Annotated in this window: 25 protein-coding genes; all 25 read left to right on the forward strand. The window is 29.7% G+C overall.

Features of this window, described 5'->3' with window-relative positions:
- The first annotated feature begins 66 nt into the window (after positions 1-66).
- The 25 genes from DWY01_RS02140 (at position 67) to DWY01_RS02260 (ending at position 25,404) form a co-directional block, all read left to right on the forward strand.
- Positions 67-1,149 carry a sugar transferase gene (locus tag DWY01_RS02140; protein WP_256372079.1) on the forward strand — a complete coding sequence of 361 codons (1,083 nt, stop codon included), beginning with the start codon at positions 67-69 and terminating at the stop codon, positions 1,147-1,149.
- A gap of 206 nt (positions 1,150-1,355) precedes the next feature.
- The gene (locus DWY01_RS02145) at positions 1,356-2,432 is read left to right on the forward strand and encodes a glycosyltransferase (RefSeq protein WP_117992694.1); all 1,077 of its coding nucleotides are present in this window, start codon (positions 1,356-1,358) and stop codon (positions 2,430-2,432) included.
- Positions 2,433-2,555: 123 nt separating this feature from the next.
- Positions 2,556-3,683, forward strand: coding sequence for a glycosyltransferase (locus DWY01_RS02150; protein ID WP_117992695.1), 1,128 nt, complete (start codon positions 2,556-2,558; stop codon positions 3,681-3,683).
- 154 nt (positions 3,684-3,837) lie between these two features.
- Entirely contained in the window at positions 3,838-4,725 is an 888-nt protein-coding gene (locus DWY01_RS02155) for a glycosyltransferase (RefSeq protein ID WP_117992696.1), read from the forward strand.
- Positions 4,725-5,570 (forward strand): glycosyltransferase family 2 protein, encoded by an 846-nt coding sequence (locus DWY01_RS02160; RefSeq protein ID WP_117992697.1) that lies wholly within the window; start codon positions 4,725-4,727, stop codon positions 5,568-5,570. The genes DWY01_RS02155 and DWY01_RS02160 overlap by 1 nt, the downstream gene beginning before the upstream one ends.
- A complete protein-coding gene (locus tag DWY01_RS02165) occupies positions 5,571-6,716 on the forward strand; it encodes an EpsG family protein (RefSeq protein WP_117992698.1) in 1,146 nt (381 codons plus the stop codon).
- 38 nt (positions 6,717-6,754) lie between these two features.
- Complete coding sequence (locus DWY01_RS02170) at positions 6,755-7,696, forward strand: glycosyltransferase (protein ID WP_117992699.1); 942 nt, start codon at positions 6,755-6,757, stop codon at positions 7,694-7,696.
- Positions 7,697-7,805: 109 nt separating this feature from the next.
- Positions 7,806-8,231: an FdtA/QdtA family cupin domain-containing protein gene (locus tag DWY01_RS02175; RefSeq protein WP_117992700.1), complete on the forward strand. Its 426-nt coding sequence runs from the start codon at positions 7,806-7,808 to the stop codon at positions 8,229-8,231.
- Positions 8,232-8,233: 2 nt separating this feature from the next.
- On the forward strand, positions 8,234-9,331 hold the full coding sequence (locus tag DWY01_RS02180) for a DegT/DnrJ/EryC1/StrS aminotransferase family protein (RefSeq protein WP_117992701.1): 1,098 nt from the start codon (positions 8,234-8,236) through the stop codon (positions 9,329-9,331).
- Positions 9,332-9,342: 11 nt separating this feature from the next.
- On the forward strand, positions 9,343-10,287 hold the full coding sequence (locus tag DWY01_RS02185; RefSeq protein ID WP_117992702.1) for a GNAT family N-acetyltransferase: 945 nt from the start codon (positions 9,343-9,345) through the stop codon (positions 10,285-10,287).
- The gene (locus tag DWY01_RS02190; RefSeq protein ID WP_117992703.1) at positions 10,284-11,297 is read left to right on the forward strand and encodes a glycosyltransferase family 2 protein; all 1,014 of its coding nucleotides are present in this window, start codon (positions 10,284-10,286) and stop codon (positions 11,295-11,297) included. Before DWY01_RS02185 ends, DWY01_RS02190 begins: the two co-directional genes overlap by 4 nt.
- Positions 11,294-12,799, forward strand: coding sequence for an oligosaccharide flippase family protein (locus tag DWY01_RS02195; protein WP_117992704.1), 1,506 nt, complete (start codon positions 11,294-11,296; stop codon positions 12,797-12,799). Before DWY01_RS02190 ends, DWY01_RS02195 begins: the two co-directional genes overlap by 4 nt.
- Before the next feature lie 12 nt (positions 12,800-12,811).
- Positions 12,812-14,137: a CDP-glycerol glycerophosphotransferase family protein gene (locus tag DWY01_RS02200; protein ID WP_199519836.1), complete on the forward strand. Its 1,326-nt coding sequence runs from the start codon at positions 12,812-12,814 to the stop codon at positions 14,135-14,137.
- A gap of 34 nt (positions 14,138-14,171) precedes the next feature.
- Complete coding sequence (locus tag DWY01_RS02205) at positions 14,172-14,894, forward strand: 2-C-methyl-D-erythritol 4-phosphate cytidylyltransferase (RefSeq protein ID WP_117992705.1); 723 nt, start codon at positions 14,172-14,174, stop codon at positions 14,892-14,894.
- A 16-nt stretch (positions 14,895-14,910) separates the two neighbouring features.
- The gene (locus DWY01_RS02210; protein ID WP_117992706.1) at positions 14,911-15,969 is read left to right on the forward strand and encodes an NAD-dependent epimerase/dehydratase family protein; all 1,059 of its coding nucleotides are present in this window, start codon (positions 14,911-14,913) and stop codon (positions 15,967-15,969) included.
- 106 nt (positions 15,970-16,075) lie between these two features.
- Positions 16,076-16,771 (forward strand): YveK family protein, encoded by a 696-nt coding sequence (locus DWY01_RS02215; protein WP_117992707.1) that lies wholly within the window; start codon positions 16,076-16,078, stop codon positions 16,769-16,771.
- A complete protein-coding gene (locus DWY01_RS02220) occupies positions 16,771-17,547 on the forward strand; it encodes a tyrosine-protein phosphatase (RefSeq protein ID WP_117992708.1) in 777 nt (258 codons plus the stop codon). The genes DWY01_RS02215 and DWY01_RS02220 overlap by 1 nt, the downstream gene beginning before the upstream one ends.
- Before the next feature lie 2 nt (positions 17,548-17,549).
- Positions 17,550-18,269 carry a CpsD/CapB family tyrosine-protein kinase gene (locus tag DWY01_RS02225; RefSeq protein ID WP_117992709.1) on the forward strand — a complete coding sequence of 240 codons (720 nt, stop codon included), beginning with the start codon at positions 17,550-17,552 and terminating at the stop codon, positions 18,267-18,269.
- On the forward strand, positions 18,244-18,813 hold the full coding sequence (locus DWY01_RS02230; protein ID WP_117992710.1) for a hypothetical protein: 570 nt from the start codon (positions 18,244-18,246) through the stop codon (positions 18,811-18,813). The genes DWY01_RS02225 and DWY01_RS02230 overlap by 26 nt, the downstream gene beginning before the upstream one ends.
- A 105-nt stretch (positions 18,814-18,918) precedes the next feature.
- On the forward strand, positions 18,919-20,280 hold the full coding sequence (locus DWY01_RS02235; protein WP_199519837.1) for an exopolysaccharide biosynthesis polyprenyl glycosylphosphotransferase: 1,362 nt from the start codon (positions 18,919-18,921) through the stop codon (positions 20,278-20,280).
- A gap of 15 nt (positions 20,281-20,295) precedes the next feature.
- Positions 20,296-20,934 carry a YveK family protein gene (locus DWY01_RS02240; protein WP_117992712.1) on the forward strand — a complete coding sequence of 213 codons (639 nt, stop codon included), beginning with the start codon at positions 20,296-20,298 and terminating at the stop codon, positions 20,932-20,934.
- Between the two features lie 24 nt (positions 20,935-20,958).
- On the forward strand, positions 20,959-21,579 hold the full coding sequence (locus DWY01_RS02245) for a CpsD/CapB family tyrosine-protein kinase (RefSeq protein WP_117992713.1): 621 nt from the start codon (positions 20,959-20,961) through the stop codon (positions 21,577-21,579).
- A 56-nt stretch (positions 21,580-21,635) separates the two neighbouring features.
- The gene (locus DWY01_RS02250; RefSeq protein WP_117992714.1) at positions 21,636-23,141 is read left to right on the forward strand and encodes an LCP family protein; all 1,506 of its coding nucleotides are present in this window, start codon (positions 21,636-21,638) and stop codon (positions 23,139-23,141) included.
- Positions 23,142-23,212: 71 nt separating this feature from the next.
- Positions 23,213-23,575 (forward strand): hypothetical protein, encoded by a 363-nt coding sequence (locus DWY01_RS02255; RefSeq protein WP_117992715.1) that lies wholly within the window; start codon positions 23,213-23,215, stop codon positions 23,573-23,575.
- Between the two features lie 101 nt (positions 23,576-23,676).
- Positions 23,677-25,404, forward strand: coding sequence for an LCP family protein (locus DWY01_RS02260; protein WP_117992716.1), 1,728 nt, complete (start codon positions 23,677-23,679; stop codon positions 25,402-25,404).

Here is a 25,404-nt window from a genome sequence, read left to right on the forward strand (position 1 = left end):
AGCATTAAAATTTAAAATTTATCTATTTTATGAGTCCTTTTTCTTGACATAGTACCAGTAACTTATATAGTTAGAGAAGTATGGAAGGGCTATATAAAGAAGGGTGTCAATGCTGGTAAAAGAAGAAAGCTATTAGTAGTTACTTCGAGTCGTGTTGCGAATAGTGTAATAGATAATGTAGAGAAGAGTAATTTTTCTCGTTATGACATTGTTGGTGTTGCATTATTGGATCAGGATTGTGTTGGTAAACATGTACATGACGTTGCTGTTGTTGCGAATAATGAAACAGTTGGAATGTATGCATGTAAAGAATGGGTAGACGAAGTATTGATTGTTTTGCCAAATGAAATTGAGTATCCTAATCAATTGATTGAACAATTAACTTTGGCTGGTATTACCGTACATATGAATTTGGCTAAGGTTGTGAATACACCTGGTAAGAAACAATTTGTTGAAAAAATTGGAGATTATACAGTACTTACTACTAGTATTAACTATGCTTCTTTAAATGAATTGTTTTTAAAAAGGGTGTTCGACATTATGTGTGGTATAATTGGATGTGTTTTCACATTGATTCTATGTATCTTTGTTGGGCCTGCCATTTATATTGCAAGTCCAGGACCCATCTTCTTCTCACAAGAGCGTGTTGGTAAGAATGGTAAGAAGTTTAAGATGTATAAATTCCGTAGTATGTATTTAGATGCGGAAGAAAGAAAAAAGGAATTAATGAAAGATAACAAGCTTGGGGATGGTAAGATGTTTAAGATTGATTTTGACCCTCGAGTGATTGGAAATAAAGTAATGCCAGATGGATCACATAAAACAGGTATCGGTGAATTCATTCGAAAAACAAGTATTGATGAATTTCCTCAGTTTTTTAATGTGTTAAAAGGAGATATGTCTATTGTAGGTACAAGACCTCCTTTAATTTCAGAAACAAATCTATATGAATATCAACATTTTGCACGACTAGCCATTAAACCTGGAATTACAGGAATGTGGCAAGTTAGTGGAAGAAGCGAAATTATAGATTTTGATGAAGTTGTTGAATTAGATAAGTATTATATTGAGAATTGGAATCTTGGTTTAGATATTAAGATTCTATTAAAGACTGTATTAGTTGTAGTATGTAAAAAAGGTGCTGTGTAGTGATTATTTAAATAAAAATTGTTATTAATATTTATAAGAGGAAAATATAAAATTTACTTGATCGTAGAAATTATACTGGTGACACATGAAAATTATATATGTTGAATTTAATTTATTCTAATAAAAAAAATTAATATGGAAGTTAATAAGAAAAAATCGTAAAAATAAACGTATAAAAAAATACAGAAGATTATGGAGGAAAAAAATTGAGAAAAAAAAAGAAAATACTATATGTTGTGGAAGCAATGGGTGGAGGTATTTTTACATACATAGTTGATATGGCAAACGAATTAATAGATACATATGATATGTATATTGCTTATGGTGTGAGGGAACAAACGCCAAAAAATTATAAAGAATATTTTGATGAAAGAATACACTTGGTTAAAGTTGAAAGTTTTGAACGTGCAATTAATCCGATAAAGGATATCAAATCCTTATTTGAAGTAAGACAAATCGCATCAAAAATTAAACCAGATATAATTCATCTCCACAGTAGTAAGGCTGGAGTGATAGGGCGTATGGCATTTAATGGCAGTACTCCAGTTTTTTATACTCCTCATGGATATAGCTTTTTGATGGAAAATTATAAGCCAATGAAACGTTGTATATTTATGTTGATTGAAAAGTTATGCGCAAAACGAAATTGTACGACGATAAGTTGTAGTATGGGTGAACATCAAGAAACATTGAGACTTACTAAAAATGCCATTTATGTGAATAACGGTATTAATACGTTGGAACTCCAAAAAATTATAGATAGTACAGAAAGAGTTGATCATCCATTTACTGTGTATACGTTAGGGAGAATTTGTTATCAAAAGAACCCGACTTTGTTTAATGAAATTGCAATGATGTTACCAGATGTAAGATTTATTTGGATTGGTGATGGTGAATTAAGAAATATGTTAACTAGTAAAAATATCGAGATTACTGGATGGATTGATAGGAGTAAAGCAATAAAGTATGCTATCAATGCAGATGTGTTTCTTTTGCCGAGTAGATGGGAAGGACTTCCGATATCATTACTAGAGTCTATGTATATGAAAAAAGTATGTGTAGTAAGTGATATCATTGGAAATCGAGATGTTATTCGAGATGAGGAAAATGGATATGTATGTAAAGAATTAGAAGAATTTGTTAATTCAATACAAAAATCAAGAGAAAATAGTTATTCTAGACAGATTATAGATAATGCTTATAAAGAAATTATGTGTGAATATAATACTAAAACTATGGCAAATAATTATATGACTATATACGAAAAATCAATAAAAAAATAACAAATGTTTATTATATTAGTATAATTAATAAATGTTTTTTTGAGTTATATATATGGTATTAGAAATTAATAAAATCTTATATTAAGAGTAGAAATAAAAGTTATTAGAGGAGTTAATTAAGTAATGGATGATAAAGTTAAAGTAGCTGAGTTTATTCCAAGATTAGAATTTGGTGGTGTAGAGTCTATGATTTTAAATTATATAAGCCATTTACCATCGAAAGATATTTTTGAATTTCATGTTATTTCACAAGATATATATGATCCGAATTGTGTTCAACTTTTTACAGACCTTGGAATTGTTGTACATCTAGTTACACATAAAAAAAAGAATATTTTAAAACATTGTATTGAGGTGTGGAACATACTAAAAAAACAACAATTCGATGTTGTTCATAGTCACATGACTTTGATGAATTTCTATGTGTTATTTATGGCTAGATTATTAGGAGTTGAAACTAGAATTTCACATTCACATAATGCATTTAAAATGAGTTTGTTTAAGGTCAAGTTTGTTTTACCTATTATGAGATATTTGAATAAAAAAGCTGCAAATGTTTGGATGGCTTGTGGTTATGAAGCAGGTGCTTTTCTTTTTGGGAACAAAGAGATGGAAAATCAAAAAGTAATAATATTAAATAATGCGATAGATGAAAATGAGTTTAAATATAATGAAGTTAAAAGAAAAAAAATTAGAAGTAAACTAGGAATAAAGAATGAATATGTTATAGGACATATAGGACGGTTTATGGAACAAAAAAATCACATGTACTTAGTAGATGTATTTGTTAGAGTTCTTCATTGTATTCCAGATGCTAAATTAATATTAATTGGTGCGGGTGAGTTATACGAAAACATTCAAAATAAGATTACGGAACTAGGAATTTCAAATTCAGTTTTTTTTATTGGAAATGTTACAAATCCACAAGATTATTATCAAGCAATGGACGTATTCGTTCTTCCATCATTATTTGAGGGGTTACCAGTAGTTACAATAGAAGCTCAAGCTGCTGGATTAAAATGTATAGTTTCCGATAATGTAGATAAAAGATGTAAGATTACACCTAATGTTGAATTTTTATCTATTAGCAAAGAAAATTACAATTTGTGGGTAAAACGTATTATTCTTTCTAAGAATGAAGAAAGAGATAGTAATGCAATAAATTATATAGTAAGTGGGGGATACAGCATAAAAATTGAAGCAAAGAAACTAGAAAATTTATATCTTGGTAAAGGTAAAAAAGTATATTGATATTTTTTTTATAAGTGACGAATCTGTCTCTTTTTGACTATGCATACTTATATGTAAATGAAGTGACAAATATTAATTACTTATACTATATAGCACGGTATAATCAGTAATATATTTTTTGATGTTAAATAAATGAGTAAGGAGTTAAATATTTATGGAAATATGGGCAGGATTGGTAACTTATAATCCAAATTTAAAAAGATTAAAAGAAAATATTGATAGTATCTATAAACAGGTTTCAATGGTGGTTGTTTTCGATAATGGTTCAAATAATTATGATGGATTATTTAATCTTGTGAATGAGTATAATCGGATAATGTTAATAAAATCTAATGATAATAAAGGTTTAGCATATGGATTAAATAAAATTTGTATAGAAGCATTTAATAAAGATGTGGATTGGATTCTATTACTTGATCAAGATTCAGTTAGTGATGAAAATTGTATGCTAAAATATTCAAAGTATTTTGATTTAACAGATGCAGCAATCCTTTGTCCTGTTATGTTTGACTCAAGAAGAAGAGTAAAAAAACCAGTATTAACTGAAGGATACATTGAAATTAAGGAATGCATTCAATCTGGTGCAGTCTATAATGTTACAGTTTTAAACGAAGTTGGTTATTTTGATGAGTGGTATTTCATAGATTATATTGATTTTGATTACTGTATGTCTGTTCGTAGAAATGGATATAAAATTTATCAGATTAATAGTCTTTTATTAGATCAAGAAGCTAGTACTATAGAACCTGTTATTTGTCATGATTTTTTAATGAATGCTGCAAAAATGTTTAATTTTGATATTTTAGCTAAATTGTCATATAGACCAGTAATAAAACCCTGGAGATCTTACTATACTGCAAGGAACAGAGTATATTATATTTATAAGAATCGTGATATGTTAAATTTTCCACTAGAAAAAATTAAAGGTTTTTGCGCAAATATTCGTAACATTATAAGAATTAAGAATCATACCGGTACAGCTACATCTATATGTAAAGGTGTTTTAGATGGAAAAAGGAAAGTGAAAGAGATGAGGTTATAATGATATTAGCAGGAATAGTTTTATATAATCCAAATTTAGATAGATTAAGAGAAAATATTATGTCTATTACGAAGCAGGTTGATAAAATTATATTTGTTGATAATAGTACTATATCGTCAATAGATAGAAAGAAAATGATCAATTTATTACTTAAGGATTCTCAATATGTTTACATTGATAATAAATGTAATTTTGGAATTGCTAAGGCGTTGAATCAAATAATGAAATACGCTTATAATAATGATTATGAGTGGGTTCTAACGTTGGATCAAGATACAATTTGTCCACAAAATTTGATAGATGGATATAAACTATATTTAAAGATGACGGATGTTGGAATTATCTGTCCAAAAATTAAAGATAGAAATTTTGAATTTGAAAATAACGAATTAGGCAAAACGGATTTTGTTGAATATTGTATAACATCAGCTTCTTTGACATCAACAAAGATTTGGAAGAAAATTGGAGGATTTTCCGAAGAATTGTTTATTGACTATGTTGATTTTGATTATTGTCTTAATTTAAAAAGAAATGATTATAAAATTTTGCGAGTTAACACAGTTGAAATTTTACATGAGATTGGTCATGCAAAAACATATCATGTCTTAGGAAAGGTAATATTAACTTTTAATCATCCACCAATTAGAAATTATTATATTGTACGTAATAAATTAGTTTGTGCGTACAAGTATAGGGATATTGTAAATCTTAATAGAGAAAAGAAAGAAATCTTAACACATATTCTAAGGGTAGTTTTTCTAGAGAATAACAAAATCAAAAATATAAGATGTCTTTATAAAGGGATTTTAGATGGCAAGAAAATGATATCTGAAATGAGGTTTTAAATGATGTTAAAATTGTTAATATATATATGCACTATTTTGTTACCTTTTTTACCATTAAAAACAAATGTATCCATTGATTTTGTCGGTAAAAAAAAATTAATTGAATTAAAAAGAATATATTGGTTACTTGCTGGATTAGTACTATCATTAATTTCTATTTCTACAGAAATATATACGGATGTTGATATATATACAAATATATTTGACTGGACTAATGCTGGAAACATAAATTATGATACTCCTGGCTGGTCTTTTTTATGTCGAATTTTTTACTCGATCGGTTTTAATTATAGAGGAATGATTCCATTTATATTAATATTATCGATTTTTATTATAAGTCGTGCATGCAGAAAAATTGCTATAGATGAGAATAAAGTTTTAGCTTTAATGCTTATTTTTCCTGGATTACTTAATATAATTCAACTAAAGTTTTTTTTAGCGTATAGTATGATCATATATGCTATTACCATTTTACAATGTAATGGTAAGCATAAAGTTTTTAAGTATTTGATTATAGTGTTATTTGCTACCATGATTCATAGTGCTAGTATTTTTTGCTTGATTTATCTTATTATAGCCATGTTTAAACGAACAAATATGCAAAAATCAATTTTTTTAACAATGTTAGGGATCATCATTGTATTATTATCATTAAAAATGATTCCAAATATTGCATCTATATTCCTTGATAAACAAGTTATAACACGTTATTTTACGGGAGCAGTTGAAGTGTCATCAATTATGTGGATAATAGAAATAACAATAGCGTGGTTACTTATGGTTATTATTGCTTGGGGATTGATTGGGTCTTCTAGGTTTCGAGTTATAAATAAAAATATAAAAAATCTATATGATAAAGGTTTATTTATTTCAAGTAGTTTTACTATATTATGTTTAACTGGACTGGTCTTACCTTTGTTAATATATGATCAAAACTTTCATAGATTCATAGAAATAGAATATATGATAGGATATGAGTTATTATTATTTTGTTTTCAAGAGAGATTTTTTAATAGCAAGAGAAATAAATATATTATTATATTATTCTTAATGCTTTCTATTATCTATTGTATTAGATATTTTGTTCCTTTTGACAGGGTTATACCATTATTTTCATTCGATGGGATTGTTCGGGTGTTGAGATAAGCTACATATAATGTTAATAAATTTAGAGAGGAGTACATATGGAGAAGTCATTTTTGCCATTGGTAACAATAGTCACAGAGACATATAAAAACTTTGATTATTTAGAAGAAAATATTAAATCAGTATTAAGTCAAACATATGCACCAATTGAATATATTATTGCAGATGATGGATCTGGAAATTTTCCACTAGACAAAGTCAAAAAGATTATTAAAGACAACAAAAAGGATAATGTTATTGATGTTAAATTTTTAATTTCAAAGGAAAACAGAGGCACAGTCACAAATGAAGGTAATGCTTATTGTATTGCTAAGGGGGCTATTTTAATGCCACTTGCTGGCGATGATGAGTTTTATGATAATAATGTGGTATCCAATGTTGTACATACATTCATGAAGACAGGATGCGAAGCATTAAGTGTTTCACGTGTAGCTGTTAATGAGAAAAAAGAAATTGCATATAACTTGCCACATAAGATTGATTATAGAAGAATTAAGTCTATTGACACAGCTGAAAAAAAATATTATTCATTGGTGACAGGAAAGTTTTATAATATGGTGTCAGGAAGTACACTTTATATAAAAAAAGACTTATTTCATCGTTTAGGAGGATATGATCAAAGATTTGTTTTATGGGAAGATTCTCCGTTTTTATTAAAAATGTTTTCATCTGGAGTAGATGTAGAAACCGCATATAACATTAATGGAATCTATTATAGACTTGGAGGAATCTCAACAGGCAATATTAATCCTAAGTATCTTGAAGATAAAAAAACTTATAATACTATTTTAATGAAGGAACATTATAATTCATTACCAGAATATGTAAAAAAATATATTGATCACAACTCTAAAAGTGCAAAATGCGAAAATACTAGGGAGAGAGTTTTCTTATATCTATCTGATTGTAAAATTATGCTTAGTAAAGCTATATATGCATTTAACGAAAAAGTAGGTGAATTAATTGATAAGTTATTATGAATATTTATGAAGAAATAGTAACTTTAGATTATTGAAAATTTTAAATTTTACTTTGGAAAATATTTAACGTAAACAATTATATTTAAAATGATTTGAAAGGAAGCTATATATGCAAGTTATAAAATATGTATTTCAACCTCATGGAGATGAGCGAGGTCAATTAGTGGCATTAGAAGAGTTTAAAGATATTCCGTTTAGAATAAAACGTGTATATTATATGTATGATACTGGAGAAGGTGTAACAAGAGGATTTCATGCACATAAAAATTTGCAACAAATTTTGATTTGTATTCATGGTAGTTGTAAAATTCGTCTAGATAATGGTGAAGAAAAAAAAGTAGTACCCCTTGAAAAGCCGTATGAAGGTTTATATGTTTCTAATAATATGTGGAGAGAGATGTTTGACTTTTCTTCAGATGCAGTATTAATGGTATTAGCTTCTGAAGTATACGATGAAACTGATTATATTAGAAATTATGATGAATTCTTAGAATTTGTACGAAATAATGATAAAAATGAAGATGTGGAGGAATAAAAATGAAAGTACCATTTGTGACATTTAAACCATTGGAAAATGAATTAGATAAGGATTTGAGGGATGCCTTTGAGCGTGTATATGATCGTTCATGGTATATTGAAGGTGTTGAGGACGAAGCCTTTGAAAAAGCTTTTGCTGAATACTGCAATTCTAAGTATTGTGTAGGCGTGGGGAATGGATTAGATTCTCTATTCCTTGCTTTGAAAGCAATGGGAATTAAAGAAGGTGACGAAGTTATTGTTCCTTCAAATACATATATTGCAACTGCACTTGCAGTTACGTATGTTGGTGCAACTCCGGTATTTGTTGAACCAGATATCCGTACGTTTAATATTGATCCAACAAAGATTGAAGCAGCAATTACTAATAAAACGAAAGCTATTATGCCTGTACATTTATATGGACAAGCTTGTGATATGGATCCGATTATGGAAGTTGCAAAGAAATATAATCTTTATGTAGTTGAGGATTGTGCACAAGCTCATGGAGCTAAGTATAAAGGTAAAGTAATTGGTTCTTTTGGGGATGCTGCTGGATTCTCATTCTATCCAGGAAAAAATTTGGGTGCATTAGGAGATGCAGGTGCAACTGTAACGAATAATGAAGAATTGGCTAAAAAGGTAAGAGCATTAGGTAATTATGGATCGGATTACAAATATCATCATATTTATCAAGGGAATAATTCACGCTTGGATGAATTACAGGCTGCTTTTCTTGCTGCAAAGCTTCCTCACTTGAATAAAGTAAATGTAGAAAGAAGAAAGATAGCTCAAAAATATTTAGATGGAATCAATAACCCAGAAATTAATTTGCCATTTGTGCCAGAATATGCTGAACCTGTATGGCATATATTCGGTGTAAGATGTGATAGAAGAGATGAACTCGAAAAGTTTTTGAATGATGCTGGTATTAGTACGAATAAACACTATCCAATTCCAATGCATTTACAAGGATGCTATGAGAATCTTGGATTTAAAAAGGGTGACTATCCAATTGCTGAGGAAATCAGTAAAACGGAATTAAGTATTCCAATGTATTATGGAATGACAGATCAAGAAGTACAATATGTAATTGATAAGATTAATGAATTTAAATAGAGGGAATTTTGATGATAAAACTAGAAAGATATAGTGAAGAGAAAATCGAACTTTGGAATCAATTCAATAAACAGAGTAAAAATTATTTGTTTATGTTTGATAGAAATTATATGGATTATCATAAGGATAGATTTAAAGACCATTCATTAATGTTTTATGACGATGATAAGTTAATAGCACTATTACCTATGAGTGAACATGGAGATGAACTGATTTCGCATGGTGGTTTAACATATGGTGGATTTATAACAGATTCAAAAATGAAACAACATACTTTAATGGATTGTTTTGAAGAGCTGATCAAATATTGCAAAGAAAATGATTTTAAAAATATTAGATATAAATGTATTCCTCATATTTACCATAATCAACCAGCTGAAGAAGATAGATTTGCACTATTTGCTAATGGAGCAAATTTAGATACAGTTGACGTTTCAACTTATGTTAATTTAGAATCGCCTCTTAAAATGCCAAAAGGTAGAAAAGCACAAATTTCAAGAGCAAAGAGAGAAGGCGTGATAGTTGAAGAATTAACAGGATTAGAAGATTTCAAAAAATTTATTGATCTTGAAAATGAAGTACTTACAGAACGTCATGATGTTAAAGCTGTACATACTGGAGAAGAATTAAAACTTTTACATGACAGATTTCCAGAAAATATACATTTGTTCGCAAGTATAAAAGATAATAAATTGATTGCTGGAACTGTAGTATATGAGTATGATCACGTTGTTCATACTCAGTATATGGCAGCTAACGATGAAGCAAGACAAATAGGAGCATTAGATTTAGCTATATCAACTGTTCTTAATAAATATAGAGAAACAAAAAAATGGTTAGACTTTGGTATTTCCACTGAACATGGAAAAATTTATTTGAATGAGGGACTTTGTGCTCAAAAAGAAGGATTTGGTGGCCGTACTGGAGTATATGAAATTTGGGAGTTAAATTTATGAAAGTGTCATTTTTAGTGACCTATTATAACCAAAAAGAATACGTAAAACAAAGCATGGATAGTATTCTTGCAATCAACAAGCCATGTGAATGGGAAATACTTGTAGGTGATGATGGATCAACAGATGGTACTATAGATGAAATTAATGAATATGTAAAACAATATCCGGATAACATAAAATTATATATTATGCCTAGAGAAGTGGACATAAAGTATGATTCAATCAAGCGTGCTAGTGCTAATAGACTGAATGTTTTACAACATTCAACAGGAGATATTTATTGTACACTTGATGGTGATGATTATTTTTGTGATACAGAGTTTATAAAAGAAGCTATAACAGTTTTTGAATGTGATAGTAGTATCTCTATAGTTGCATTTGGTTTTAAATATTTTGGAAATGTAAAATATGAAAAAGAAATTACTTTACCTGCTTCTATAAATAATAAGCAAGTTGATAAAAGCTATTACTTAAAGAAGCTTTATTTGCCTGCTGGTGGTTGTGTTCATAAGAAATGCTTTGATAATGATAGAATTGAATATATAAAAAAACTAGGGTATTTTGATGATAATAATATTGTCGTTAATAGTTTAAATTATGGTGAAATGTTTGCTATTAATCGTCCTATTTATGCATATCGTCAAACAGTTCGGAGTGTTTATAATAGTATGAACAAACTAGAACAAGCTGTTCTAAACGTACAAGGAATGGATATTGATTTAAGATTGTTAGATGTAACATTGAGGAAATTGATAATACAAAGGTATTCTTCATCATTAATAACAATGTATGTGTGGAGAAAGAAAATTAAAGATACTTTAGGTTATGATAAATGCCAAAAATATATAGAAGGTTGCAAACATTTAGAGTCATCTTATTGTTTAGATATAATCAATTACGATAATTTAGATACAAGAAGAAAAAAAGAAATCCGAAGGATTTTATATTTAAAAAAAATATATACATTTAAAGAATTTCTGAAATATCTTAAGGAAGAGGTTGTTAAATGAAAAAACAGATAACAGGTGGTATTATTTTATCATTTTTTTCACAAATTATTGGTATTATTGTAGGATTAGTATATACACCTGTCATGATTAAATCATTAGGACAAAACGAGTATGGATTATATCAATTAGTTTTGTCAGTTATAAATTATCTAAATTTGATGAATTTAGGTTTTAATGGTGCATATATTAGATACTATGTTATAGCAAGAACGAAAGGTGATGATAACGAAGTTGCGAATGTAAATGGAATGTTTATGAGAGTGTTTTTAGTCATTGCTTGTTTGTGTTTATTTGCTGGTATTGTTTTATTATTCAACATTAATATATTAGGAAATCAATTAACAACGACCGATTATGTAATTGCTAGAAAATTATTGATTATAATGGTAATTAATCTGGCTATTTCGTTTCCAAATAGTTTATATGTTGCTTTTATGTCAGCAAATGAAAGATTTGTTTATCAAAAAGCGATAGTTATTCTCTTAAATATTGCTATACCTATACTTAATATACCGTTATTGCATATGGGATTTGGTTCAGTAGGTGTCGTTTCTGTTACTTTATTATTGACTGTTATAAGACTGATTCTTAATATGTGGTATTGTTATGTAAAATTAGAAATGAAGATAAATATCAAGTATTTTGATAATTTAATATTTAAAGAGTTATTGGGATATACTTTTTTTATTTTTTTAAGCGATATTGTTGATCAATTAAATTCAAATGTTGATAAGTTTTTGCTTGGACGGATAATAGGTACCATTCCAGTTGCTGTTTATAGTGTTGGTTATAATTTAAAAAATTATTACACTACAGTATCGTGGATTGTTCCAGAAATGTATGTTCCTAAAGCTAATAGATTAGTTATTAGTAATTCGGACAGTGAGGATTTAACCGACGTTTTTACCAAAGTAGGAAAAATAAATAATTATTTAATGCTTTTGGTCTTATCTGGTTTTATTTTAATCGGTAGACAGTTTGTAAATCTATGGGTTGGTAATGAATATGACATTTCATATTTTGCTGCTTTAATTTTGATGTTAGCTGGATATATACCAGCTATTCAAACGTTAGGAGTAAATATACAGAATGCAAAAAATATGCATAAGATGCGATCAATAGTTTATTTTTTAATTGCTTGCTTAAATGTCTTGATTAGCATTGTATTAATTAATAAATGGGGTGTTGTGGGGACTTGTTTAGGAACACTATTTGCAACTTTAATTGGTCATGGATTCTTTATGAATTGGTATTATCATAAAAGGATAGGGTTAAATGTTATTTATTTTTGGAAGGAAATGTTAAAATGGATAGTGCCAGTTGTTATTATGACATTTATCGGATATGTATTATTACAAAATATTATTATAAATAATTGGTTTAAATTGATTTCTATTGCTTGTATTTATGGATTAATTTATATAATTGTTTTGTTCATTGTTGAATTGGATTATTCGCAAAAAAGTATAGTAATGTCTAAGTTAAAAGCAATTATAAAGTAGGTGTATAATATTATGAAAAGTATTAGAAGGATAAAAAATTTAATAAAACGGTTACCGGGAATTAATAAACTAGTTCAAAAGAATTTATTATTAGAGAAAGAATCTTATTATTCTAAACATAATGCAGTAAGAATTGGACAACAAGCCGTAGATTATAAGCTTCAGCTTAAATTAATAAAACATGAAAAAATTAATGTTGTTTTTATTTGTCATAGACCGGCTGTTTGGGATTCATTAAAGAATGTTTATAACGCTTTAAATAATGATAATGATTTTAATGTATTTATTATTGCAATACCTAATAAAAAAGAATTACCTAAAAAAGGATTGAATCATGAGATATATGAATCAGAAGGTGCTGAACAATTTTGGGCAGGATATAATTGTATTAATGGATATAATTATGAAACTAAGGAATGGTATGATATAAGACAGTTAAGTCCAGATTATGTTTTTTATCAACAGCCTTACAATGACACTCGTTGTGAATCGTATAAGAGTTGGAATGTAGGAACATATGCAAAGATTTGCTACGTACCATACGCATTTGATTTTATCGGAAATGGTGTTTTAGAAGAAACATCTCCTGAAGATTTTATGACAGATGTTAGTTTTTATTTTACACAAAATGATGTTGATGATAAGATGATAAATAATATTTTAGTGAATTATTCTGCAACAAATGTTAAAACTATTATTTCAGGATTTCCTAGATATGATGATATTGATGATTATAAAAATAAAGAAAGTAAGTCTTGGCTTTTTTCTAAAAAAAATCAATATAGAGTGATGTGGACTCCTAGATGGTGTACAAATGAAGGTAATTGTAGTTTCTTTGATTATAAAGATTTATTGGTAAAATTTGCGCAAAAGCACACAGATATTGCTTTGCTGTTTAGACCACATCCACAAGCGTTTTTAAACTGGAATAGAACAGGAGAATTAACAGAAAAAGAGGCGCAAGTATATAAGTCTTTATATCATCAATCCTCAAATATGAGTATTGATGATAAAAAAACGTATTTTGATACAATTTTTAGTTCAGATTGTCTTATTTCTGATACATCTAGTTTTATAGCAGACTACTTTATGACAGGAAAGCCTATTATCTACTGTCATAAAGTTGATATGTTTAATGAACTATCTAAAAAAATGTCCGAAGGTTTTTATTGGGTTAATAATTGGAATGAGCTTGAGGAAATCTTAAATAATTTGAGAAACGGTATTGATGATTTAAAAGAAAAACGGTTAGAAATTTTAAATGATTTGAAAAGTTATAATGGAGGATCTGCTCAAATAATTCTTAACACTTTAAAACAAGATGCAAAAAAACATTAAAATTATAACGAAAAATTTAGGAGGAAATATTAATATGAATATTGCAATCATTATCGCAGGTGGAATAGGATCTAGAATGGGACAAGATTTACCAAAACAATTTATTAATGTGTACGATAAACCAATTTTAATTTACACTTTAGAAAGTTTTCAAAAACATCCACAAATCGATGCTATTGAATTGGTATGTATTGATGGATGGCATGATATAGTTTGGGCATATGCTAAACAATTTAATATAACAAAACTGAAATGGATTGTTTCTGGAGGTAATTCAGGTCAAGAATCAATTCGAAATGGTGTATATGGGCTAGAAGGAAAAGTAAATCCAGATGATAATATAATTATACATGATGGAATTAGACCACTAGTTGAGCCATCTGTATTGTCTGATGTCATTAGCAAATGTTCTAAATATGGTAATGCCGTTACATCTATGCCATATAATGAACAAATTTTTGTGATTGACGAAAATGATAATACTACAACAAGTCAATATATTCCCCGTGAGACTCTTAGAAGAGTATCAACACCTCAAGCATACAAATTTGAGTTATTAGATTCAAAGTATCATGAGGCTTTTGAAAAGAAAATAGGTATTTATGGATCCCATTATACTAATACAATGATGGTTGAACTTGGTGTAAAATTACATTTTGCAGCTGGTTCAGATAAAAATATAAAATTAACTACAAAAGATGATTTAGAAATGTTTAAAGCGTATTTAAAAGCAGACAAGGAAACGTGGTTAAAATAAAAGGAGAATTATTCTTATGAAAGTATATGAAAATCCACAATACCAAGAAGATGTTAAATATGTTGCAAATTTAGATCTTCCTTGGGATAAGTTAAAAAACAAATCTATTATGATATCAGGAGCAACTGGGTTAATAGGAAGTATGTTAATTGATGTTATAATGATGAAAAATCTCAAAGGCTTAAATTGTATCGTATATGCACTTGGAAGAAGCAAAACAAAAATGTTTAATAGATTCGAATATTGTTTTGATAATTCTTATTTTAACTTTATTGAATATGATGTTAATAAGAAATTAGAAATGAATAGTAATTTAAAAATTGACTATATTTTACACCTTGCAAGTAATACACATCCGATGCAATATGCAACAGATCCTATAGGGACTATAACTACAAATATTATAGGTGTGCAAAATCTATTGGATTTTGCTGTTGAGCATAAAGCTACTAGATTCGCTTTTGCATCATCAAATGAGATTTATGGTGAAAATCGTGGTGATGTTGAGAAGTTTGATGAAAAGTATTGTGGATATATAGATTGTAATACAACCAGAGCGGGTTATCCAGAAAGTAAGAGATGTGGGGAAGCTCTGTGTCAAGCATATATTGCTCAGAAGGGATTAGATATTGTTATCCCTAGATTAACTAGAACTTATGGTCCTACTCTTTTAAAAACAGATACCAAAGCATTGTCTCAGTTTATTCATAAAGGCGTAGCAGCTGAAGATATTGTTTTAAAAAGTGAAGGCAATCAATATTACTCCTACTTATATGTCATGGATAGTGTATCTGGATTATTAACAGTTTTACTTAAGGGCAAATGTGGAGAGGCATATAATATTGCAGATGAAGCTTCTGATGTTACATTGAAAGATTTAGCGACAATAATAGCTAATTATGTCGATAAAAATGTTATATTTGAACTCCCAGATGTTGTAGAGAGTGCTGGTTATAGTAAAGCTACAAAAGCACGTCTTGATTCGGCAAAATTAAATAAATTAGAATGGAAAGCGCGATATGACATAAATACAGGTCTTAGAAGGACTATAGATATACTAAAACTTATTGATTAAATATATAAAAAAGTATCAAGAAAATTATGTAACAAGATTTTAAGTTAATTAACTGAAATGATGGTAAGTTGAATTTCACCATTATGTTGTATAAAGGAAGGATTTTATGGATTATAAAATAGAGAAAGATATTAATTTAGACGAAGAAACAATTGATTTAACTGAGTTATTTCGTTCGGTTTTAAAACATATTAAGTTGATTATTGTTTTATGTATATTGTTTGGTGTTGGTGGTTTCTTTGGAACAAAGTTATTGATTGCTCCAACGTATACGGCTAGTACATCAATTTATTTAACGCCACAGATTAGTGAAAGTGGATCTTTGGATTATAATTCACAGATGGCGAATAGTAAATTGGTTACGAATGCGGTGAATTTATTAACGCAGAATAACATTATGTCTGAGGTAGCTAAAGATGTTGGATTAGAGAGTGCAGATAGTGTTAAAAAGCTTGTTAGTGTTAGTAATGAGTCTAATACAGAGATAATTACAATTTCAGCAACAACGACAGATCCTAAGTTATCTAAAGATATCGCGAATGATACAGTAAGTACGTTTATTCGTACAATGCAGAAGAATTTGAATGTTCGTAATATTGAAGTAGTTGACAAGGCGAAATTGTCTTATGTTCCTAGTGGTCCTAATGTAAAAAAGAATACTATGATGTCTGGGGTACTTGGATTAGTCATAGGTGTTGGTTATGCAGTGATGAAGTTCTTATTGGATAATCGTTTACGTACTAAGGAAGAGGCAGAAAAGTATTTGGGTATTCCAGTATTCTGCGAGATTCCTGAACTATAATGGCTAAGTATATTGATTTGCATTCTCATATTGCTTGGGGTATTGATGATGGTATGCCTTCAATTGAGGATGCAGTAAGTTCATTAGAGAATGCTAAGAAGGATGGTATTGTAGGTATTTGTAGTACGCCACATTTTATTCCTGGTCAATTAGATGTTCATATCTATAATGAAATGGTAACTCGTCAATTGGAATTAAGAAAGATGAGTCCTATCCCTATTTATTTTGGTGGGGAAGTTATGATGAATGGTGAATTCATTGAAGCTTTGGAATTAGATTTATATCCAACTTTAAATAGTTCACGTTATATGTTAGTAGAATATAATGTTCTTCGTGATATTCATTCGATTGATTATAGAGATGAATGTTTATATGAATTGAAGATGAAGGATTTTGTTCCAGTATTAGCTCATATTGAAAGATATTTCCATGATGGATTAGATTATGACATCATTGATCATTGGGTAGATATGGGGTGTATTCTACAAATGAATCGTACTTCGATTCTTGGTGTAAATGGTAAGAAAATACAATCGAATGCATTAGAGTTATTAGATAACGGATATTGTGATGTAATATGCACTGATACACATAGAGCTAGTGGGAATCGAATTGAACAATTGAGTGATGTGTATTCAGTTGTAGGTAAGCGTATTGGATTTGATAATGCGGATATCTTATTTTATGAGAATCCTAAGTTATTATTGAGTAATAAAGAGATATTAAATATTGAGGTTGAAAAGAAAAAGAAACTGTTTGGTTTCTTTGGGAGATAGAAATGGCAAGAAAGAAAAGAAATCAATTTGATGTGGATGAAATCTATCGTGGATTACGTACAAATATTGAATTTAGTCAGATGGATGATGCGATTCAAGTAATCAACGTGGTTAGTACAATTCCGAATGAAGGTAAGAGTACTATAGCTTGTAATTTAGCTCGTATTATGGCAGCTAAATATAAAAATGTATTATTAATCGATTGTGATTTAAGAAATGCTTCAGTTCATAAAACATTACAGATTTCAAATCGTTCTGGATTAACGAATATTATTTCAGAATTTAGAGAGGGCGTAAGTATTCAATCCTATGAAGGCGTACAAAATGTACAATTTGATGGAGGATATGCACTATCTGTCATTACTGCAGGTCATAGAGTTCCAAATCCAAGTGAAGTATTGGGTTCAAAAAGATTAGCTAAATTCTTGGATCAAGCACGTCAAGAATTTGGATATATTATTATAGACTGTCCACCAATGGCAGTCGCATCTGATGCTATTCCATTATGTAACGTAAGTGATGGAGTTTTATATGTAGTTGATTCAAAATCTTCTGATAAACGTAAAGTAAAAGCAGCCATAAATGACGTAGAAAGAAATGGTGGTCATGTCATGGGGGTTGTATTAAACAAAGTAGAATCAGCAAGTGACAGTAATTATGGCTATGGCTACGGATATGGGTATGGAGGAGAAGACAATGGTAAAAAGAAGAAAAAGAAATAGTTTTATTATTTTAGCTTCAACTCTATTATTAACTGGATGTGGAAATAGTGAATTAGAAATCACACAAAACGATATTTTAGAAGTGGCAAGAGATGATGCGAATGCCACTAAAAAAGAATGTTCGAATGTATCGATTCAAGAAGAAAAGAAATACTATACAGTAAGTTTTGATACAAATACTGGATCTTATGAATATAAGATTGGTAAAGATGGTATTATACAAGATCGCAATTATAAACGTAAAAGTGATGAAGAAGAGGTAGCAGAACCAGAAAAAACTACAGCTCCTGTTGAAACAAATTCGGAAGAAACTAAAAAAGAAGAAAAAAAAGAATCAAAGACTTCATTTGATGCGAATCAGCAACAGGCAATAAATGCAGCTCTTGCTAATGCGGGACTTGGACAAGATGATGTAACAGATATTGGATGTACTTTAGATGAAGCCACACAACAATATACAGTTACGTTTACTTTCCAAGATATTCATAATACGGCAATGGTTGATGTAGCTACATTCACTGTATTATCTTCTATCCAGAGTTAATATTCGATAAAGAAAAGAACACTTTATGATTAACGCTTACATAAAGATTTGTCCTTTTCTTTTTTTTTTAGTATAATGAGTAGGTCATATGGAGTTGATGATTTAATGTCAAAAATAGGAACTTTAAAAATAACAATCGAATTTGTTTTTTTTATGTTTATTATTCAATTTAGTGGATACAATTTAGAAACTTGTTGGAAATTATGTATATTATATTTTTTGATGCAATTATTGATTGGAAGATATCAAGGAAAAGTCTTGTTAATATATGATGAAATACGTTTAATTATTTTAAGTCATATTGGATTTTTTATTGGAAGCTTTCTTGTTTTCCCAATCAGTACTTGGACTATAAAGAAATTTTTTGGGTTTGTTTTATTAACTGTTGTTTTGTTTGTGTTTGCTGGTGTAAATTCAAGATATTCACATAAATTACTTCGAAGATGGTTTAAACATAATACATTAATTGTTGGTGTTGGTCATACAGCTGAGAAATTAGGTATGGTTTGTCATGGCAATAGCTATTCTTTATTGGATGTAATTGGATATGTGAATTGTAATAAGTCAGAAAGAATTAAAAATGTAAATCAGGAACAAATTGTAGATGTCAATAAAACATATGATTTAGATGCAGTAGATTCAATTATACAATCAAAACATATTGAAACTGTTTTGATTGCAATTCCAGAATTGGATAGTGATGATTTGAATGCTGTATTTAAAACATTCAAAAATAAAGTAGATGCGATTAAATACTTACCTCAAATTAATGGCTTAGTAACATTTGATACAAAGGCTGAAGATTTTGATGGAGTACTAATGATTTCTAATTCACGTGGACTATATCATTTTGGTTCTCATGTATTAAAACGATTATTGGATATTTGTGCAGGTTTATGTGGAATGCTTCTTTTAATCCCATTGACAATATTTGTGTTTGTTAAGAATCGTAAAGAAGGAGATAAAGGCCCTATTTTCTTTACGCAGAATCGCATAGGTAAAAATGGAAAAGAATTTAAAATGTATAAATATCGTTCCATGGTTATGAATGCAGATAAAATTTTAGAAGATTTAATGGCATCAGATTCTGCCATTCGTGAAGAGTATACTAAGAATAAAAAATTGGTAAATGATCCACGTATTACAAGTGCAGGTAAATTTTTACGTGAAAAGAGCTTGGACGAATTTCCACAGTTTATTAACGTATTGCTTGGACAAATGTCTTTAATTGGTCCTAGACCTTATTTACCAAGAGAAAAAGAAGATATGGGGAATTATTACTATGATGTAATTGCAACTAAACCAGGAATCACCGGTATGTGGCAAACACATGGAAGAAGTGATGTGGATTTTGAACATCGCTTAGTATTGGATGAGTACTATTATAGAAACTGGTCTTTTTGGTTGGATGTTACATTATTATTTAAGACTGTAAAACAAGTTCTTTATGGACATGGAGCAGTATAGAAGGAAATAGGAAATATGAACAATGATTATTTAAATGATGAAATGGAAATTGATTTATTAGAATTATTGAAAGCTTTATTAAAAAATAGTAAGAAGATTTTAATTTGTACATTCGTTTGTGGAATGGTTGCGTTCGTATTATCAGCATTTATTTTACCAAAAAGTTATGTTTCAAGCACTGACATTACTATACATCCTCAAGGAGAATTGTTAGATTATACTTCTTATTTAGTTGGGGATAGAGTACTTAATGATGTTGGTTCTAAATTGAAAATGGATAGTTCAAGTTTAAATGAATCAATTGTCGTAACTAGAGATTCAAATAATTCTTACAATTATAATATTGCAGTTACTACAAGTGATCCTAACTTATCTTATAAAGTTGTCAATGAAGTGATAAAAGCTTTTGAAAAAGAATTAAGTGGTGAATTAAATCTATATGGTATTACGACCTTAAACGAGGCGCAAGTGAATAATGTTCCTGTAAGTCCAAATGTGAAAAAAAATACTATAATAGGAGTTTTAGTTGGTTTTACAATTGGTGTGGCTTATTTTGTTCTTTGTTTCTTGTTTGATAAACACTTTAAAAATAAAGATGAGGTAGAGGCATATTTAGGTGTGGATGTCTTGGCAGAAATACCAGTAAATAAGTAATTGAATGAAATAGGAGAATAATAAATGGAACGTAATATATCGAGCAGCTCAGCGTATCGTAAGCTGCGTACAAATGTCGAGTATAATGAAAAACATCCACATATGCATAGTATTTGTTTGACTAGTGTAAATCATGGTGCTGGTACAACAACTGTTGCGTGTGAGTTAGCCACGGCTTTTGCGGCCAATCGTCCAAAGGTTTTATTAATTGATGCGGATATTAATAAGCCACAGGTACATAATCACTTTGAAATTAAAAATGAAGTAGGGCTTACGGAAATATTAGATAAAAAGGATTATGTGAATTACGAAAAGTATACATCAAAGTTTGAGGAAGAATACTCTGATAATGTATTATATGTGATGAGAGCAGGTAGTAATTTAAAACATCCAATTGATTTATTGAGTGGACAAGATTTTAAAGAATTCATGGAAATTATGAAAGCGGAATTTGATTTTATAATTATTGATTGTCCTAGCTTAGAAGATTCAAGTGATGTAATTCCAGTCAGTCATGTAGTGGATGGCACAATATTAGTTATCTCATTGCCGGAAACAGAGAAAAAATTAGCGAAAGAGTCTATAGAACGTCTAAAAAGAAATGGTGCTGCCATTGTGGGTACTATATTAAATAAAGTGGAATAGGCTAGAACCTATTCCTTTTTTGTAGTAAAATAGAAAAGCATGAGGAGATTTTTATTATGAGAAAAGATAAAAAACAAAATAAAGTTGGAAAAGTGTTTGGTATTATATTCTCAATTATATTGCTTGCGACAACAATGTATTTGTTATTTAACATTATTAAATTGAATATTTTACCTTCACAATTATTATTCTTAGTAACTATTTTATTTGTGTTATTGGATTTTATTTTTATATTGCTGTTATGTTTTGCAACTAAAGGTATTGTTTCAAAGCTTATTTGTATCATTATTTCCTTAGTGATTTCACTAGGATCTTGTGTGGGTGGCTACTATATGTCAAAAACAGGTGGTTTACTTTCAAATATCACAAATGTAGCGAAACATTCAAAGAATACCGTTAGTGTTGTCGTTAAGGAATCAAGTGATTTGAAAAAGAAAGCTGATCTTGCAGGTCATAGTATTGGTACACTAGCTAATATTAATACAGTAGGTTCTAAAAAGGTAATTAAGGAATTAAATAATTCTGGAATTCAAATGGAACAAAAAGAATATGGTAGCTTAACAGAAATGTTAGAATCTTTCTATAGTGGGGAAGTGGATTCTATTGTGATTAGTGAATCTAGTCGTAGTCAGATTACAGACATTGATGCATATAAAGATTTCGACAACAATACTCGTGTTGTATACCAAACTTCTTACAAGGTTGAAAATACAGATAAGGCAAATGCAGTAAGTAATATTACGAGTACTCCATTTAATGTGTTGATTTCTGGATCGGATACTCGTGGTGGATTTGATGAAAATGGTCGTAGTGATGTAATCATGGTGGCAACTGTGAATCCTAAGACTGGAACAATCTTATTAACTTCTGTTCCTCGTGACTTCTATGTAACTACAGCTTGTGATGCGGGAGATGGCTGTATGGAAGGTCAATTGGATAAGATTACACATACTGGTATTCATGGTACCAATACAACGAAGCGTACTGTAGAAAAATTATTAGGTATTGAAATCAACTATACATTTAAAGTTGGATTTGATACGGTAACTGAACTTGTTGATGCGGTTGGTGGAATTGATGTAAATGTTGCTCCTGGTTATGCTGTAGATAGTTTTTTGATGATTCCGTCATTTAGTGTCCATGAAGGTGTTAATCATTTGAATGGTGAACAAGCATTGGCTTATGCTCGTGAACGTTATGCATATAGTGAAGGGGATCGTCAACGTACAAAGAACCAACAGCAAGTTCTAATGGGTATTGTAGATAAGATTACAAGTCCTGCTATTGTGACTAACTATGCTTCTATTATGGATAGTATGGCAAATACATTCTCAACTACAATGAGTAATGATGAGATTTCTGATTTAATTAAATATCAATTGAATAAGAATCCAAAATGGAAGATGGAACAGTATATGGTAAATGGTACGGGAGATACATTAATGTGTGCTGAGCTTGGTGATGCTGCTTATGTAATGGTTCCTGATCAAGGTACAGTAACAACAGCTAAAGACAAAATTAATGCTGTTCTTGCTGGTAAATCAGCGGAGGATGTAGAGTAAGGGTCAATGATCCTTACTTTTTTTATTTTTTGTAAGGTGTATACTGTTTGTAGAAGTGAGGCGTTATTATTATGGAAACAAAGGAATACATTGAGAATCGAATTAATACGAAGATTCGTGAGTATGAGGGATTGAGTCGTAAATATCATAACGCGCATATTGGAATTCAGATTGCGTGTTTTTGTTGTTTATTTGGTTGTATTGTATTAAATGTACTTTACTTGATCTTACCTATTGTATGGTTTGTTTTGGGTAGTGTTGTTTTAGTTGTGGCAAGTTTATTCTTACTTTTCTTTGATGTGTTGAATGAATTTTCTAATAAGGCTTCATCTTATAAATATAAGGCTTCTATGTTGAGTTACGAGAAGAATTTGTACTTGGGAAAATCAAATAATTTTGAAGCTTTTTCCTATCGTTGTGAACATTTTATGTAGACAATTGTGTCTACATTTTTTTGTGAATTTGCCAAGTAATGGTAAATTATTATATAATATGAAATTGTGAGCTACAAAAAAGATATAGGAGATTATTTTTTATGCCTAAAAATGATGTAGAGCTTTCTAAGAAAGTAAAAAAGAAAAAAAGGAAAAATAGAAGGTTAATTAGTAAGTTTTTAACTTTATTTATATTTATAGCTTCGGGCTTACTAATTTATCAGATTGTAAGATTGAACTTATTGCCTATGAATTTGATTATTGTAGTATCCTTATTGTTAGTGATTCTAGCTTTATTGGTTACTTTAATAATGAATTTCAAGGCAAAGAAGTTTTTTGGTCGTTTTATCATGGGGTTGATTGCACTTTGTATGTGTGTCAGTCTTGGTTATGGCAATTATTTTATATATAAGACCAAGGATACGTTTGATGTAGTAACAAGTCTTGCGGATAAAAAGGCAACGACAACTTCGGTTATTGTCATGAAGGATTCGAATATTAAAAAGGCGAAGGGATTAAAGAATAAAACGATTGGTACTGTTTTAAAGATGGATAAAAAGGCAACGAAGCGTACTCTCAAAGCGTTGTCCGATGAGAATGTGAAGTATTCAACAGAGGATTATTCGAATTTGGATGAATTGGTGGATGCTTTATATGATGGTGACATAGATGCGATTTGTTTAAATGAAAAGTATCGTGACATTTTGCACGAAACAGAGGAGTATTTTACGTTTAATACGAAGACTAAGGTTGCTTATCAAAATACGCATTATGAGCCTCGTGAAGTTCAGGATAATGATAGTAATCCAGTCAATGATATTACGAAGGATGCATTTACGGTTTTAGTAAGTGGAAATGATTCGTATGGTACTTTGCAGTCAGGGAATACGCGTAGTGATGCCAACTTATTATTAACGGTAAATCCGAAAAAGGGAACGATTCTAATGACGAGTGTTCCTCGTGATTATTATGTGGATCTTCCTTGTGTTGAGGATGGTGGTTGTCCTGTAGGAAGCAAGGATAAATTAACGCATACAGGTTTATATGGCATTAAGAGTACGGAAAAGGCAATTGAAGATACTTTGGGAATTAAGATTAATTATAATGTTCGCATTAATTTCTCGAGTGTTGTGAATTTAGTAGATGCCTTGGATGGTATTGATTTGGATGTTAAAGAGGGCGAGCAATGTGATATTTTGTATGCGAACATGCAGCCTGGTTTAAGTGTTGGTAAGCATCATGTGGATGGTGAAACGGCTCTAGCTTTTGCACGTGAAAGACATGCGTATGCGGATGGGGATAATCAGCGTGTTAAGAACCAACAAAAGGTGTTTAAGGCTATTTTCAAGCGTATTGTTTCACCTAAGATGATCACAAACTATGGAAAGTTCATGGATGCGTTGGCCGTTGCGTTTGAAACAAATTTATCGGGTGATGAAATCAGTGATTTTGTGAAGTATGAATTACAGAGCATGCCAGACTGGAAGTTTGAATCGTATTCTATTTCTGGGGATGGTGGAAATGAATTCTGTTATATTGCACAGACATATACTTCTGTAACCTATCAAAATGAAGCTATGAATAAGATTGCTCGTTTAAAGATCAATGCGGTATTAAAGGGCAAAAGTTCAAAATCTGTAAAGGATGATTCAGTGGATACAGTTGTTCAACAAGAACCAGCTGTTGAAGAACAACCGACTCAGGATTATTCTACTAACTATTATGAGCCATATGTACCGGAAAATACGTATACATATGATGATTCGTCTTATTATGACCAAAGTGATTATTATGCTCCAGAACAGGGGTATGATGACACGAACTACTAA

The sequence above is a fragment of the Eubacterium sp. AF22-8LB genome (assembly GCF_003458715.1).
Lineage (GTDB): Bacteria > Bacillota_I > Bacilli_A > Erysipelotrichales > Erysipelotrichaceae > Holdemanella.

Coding starts and splice junctions, on each gene's coding strand:
- DWY01_RS02175 (WP_117992700.1), top strand. CDS start 7,806: ATGCAAGTTATAAAATATGTATTTCAACCTCATGGAGATGAGCGAGGT.
- DWY01_RS02150 (WP_117992695.1), top strand. CDS start 2,556: ATGGATGATAAAGTTAAAGTAGCTGAGTTTATTCCAAGATTAGAATTT.
- DWY01_RS02155 (WP_117992696.1), top strand. CDS start 3,838: ATGGAAATATGGGCAGGATTGGTAACTTATAATCCAAATTTAAAAAGA.
- DWY01_RS02230 (WP_117992710.1), top strand. CDS start 18,244: ATGGTAAAAAGAAGAAAAAGAAATAGTTTTATTATTTTAGCTTCAACT.
- DWY01_RS02165 (WP_117992698.1), top strand. CDS start 5,571: ATGATGTTAAAATTGTTAATATATATATGCACTATTTTGTTACCTTTT.
- DWY01_RS02200 (WP_199519836.1), top strand. CDS start 12,812: ATGAAAAGTATTAGAAGGATAAAAAATTTAATAAAACGGTTACCGGGA.
- DWY01_RS02260 (WP_117992716.1), top strand. CDS start 23,677: ATGCCTAAAAATGATGTAGAGCTTTCTAAGAAAGTAAAAAAGAAAAAA.
- DWY01_RS02180 (WP_117992701.1), top strand. CDS start 8,234: ATGAAAGTACCATTTGTGACATTTAAACCATTGGAAAATGAATTAGAT.
- DWY01_RS02170 (WP_117992699.1), top strand. CDS start 6,755: ATGGAGAAGTCATTTTTGCCATTGGTAACAATAGTCACAGAGACATAT.
- DWY01_RS02195 (WP_117992704.1), top strand. CDS start 11,294: ATGAAAAAACAGATAACAGGTGGTATTATTTTATCATTTTTTTCACAA.
- DWY01_RS02255 (WP_117992715.1), top strand. CDS start 23,213: ATGGAAACAAAGGAATACATTGAGAATCGAATTAATACGAAGATTCGT.
- DWY01_RS02160 (WP_117992697.1), top strand. CDS start 4,725: ATGATATTAGCAGGAATAGTTTTATATAATCCAAATTTAGATAGATTA.
- DWY01_RS02220 (WP_117992708.1), top strand. CDS start 16,771: ATGGCTAAGTATATTGATTTGCATTCTCATATTGCTTGGGGTATTGAT.
- DWY01_RS02185 (WP_117992702.1), top strand. CDS start 9,343: ATGATAAAACTAGAAAGATATAGTGAAGAGAAAATCGAACTTTGGAAT.
- DWY01_RS02210 (WP_117992706.1), top strand. CDS start 14,911: ATGAAAGTATATGAAAATCCACAATACCAAGAAGATGTTAAATATGTT.
- DWY01_RS02225 (WP_117992709.1), top strand. CDS start 17,550: ATGGCAAGAAAGAAAAGAAATCAATTTGATGTGGATGAAATCTATCGT.
- DWY01_RS02235 (WP_199519837.1), top strand. CDS start 18,919: ATGTCAAAAATAGGAACTTTAAAAATAACAATCGAATTTGTTTTTTTT.
- DWY01_RS02240 (WP_117992712.1), top strand. CDS start 20,296: ATGAACAATGATTATTTAAATGATGAAATGGAAATTGATTTATTAGAA.
- DWY01_RS02190 (WP_117992703.1), top strand. CDS start 10,284: ATGAAAGTGTCATTTTTAGTGACCTATTATAACCAAAAAGAATACGTA.
- DWY01_RS02205 (WP_117992705.1), top strand. CDS start 14,172: ATGAATATTGCAATCATTATCGCAGGTGGAATAGGATCTAGAATGGGA.
- DWY01_RS02215 (WP_117992707.1), top strand. CDS start 16,076: ATGGATTATAAAATAGAGAAAGATATTAATTTAGACGAAGAAACAATT.
- DWY01_RS02250 (WP_117992714.1), top strand. CDS start 21,636: ATGAGAAAAGATAAAAAACAAAATAAAGTTGGAAAAGTGTTTGGTATT.
- DWY01_RS02245 (WP_117992713.1), top strand. CDS start 20,959: ATGGAACGTAATATATCGAGCAGCTCAGCGTATCGTAAGCTGCGTACA.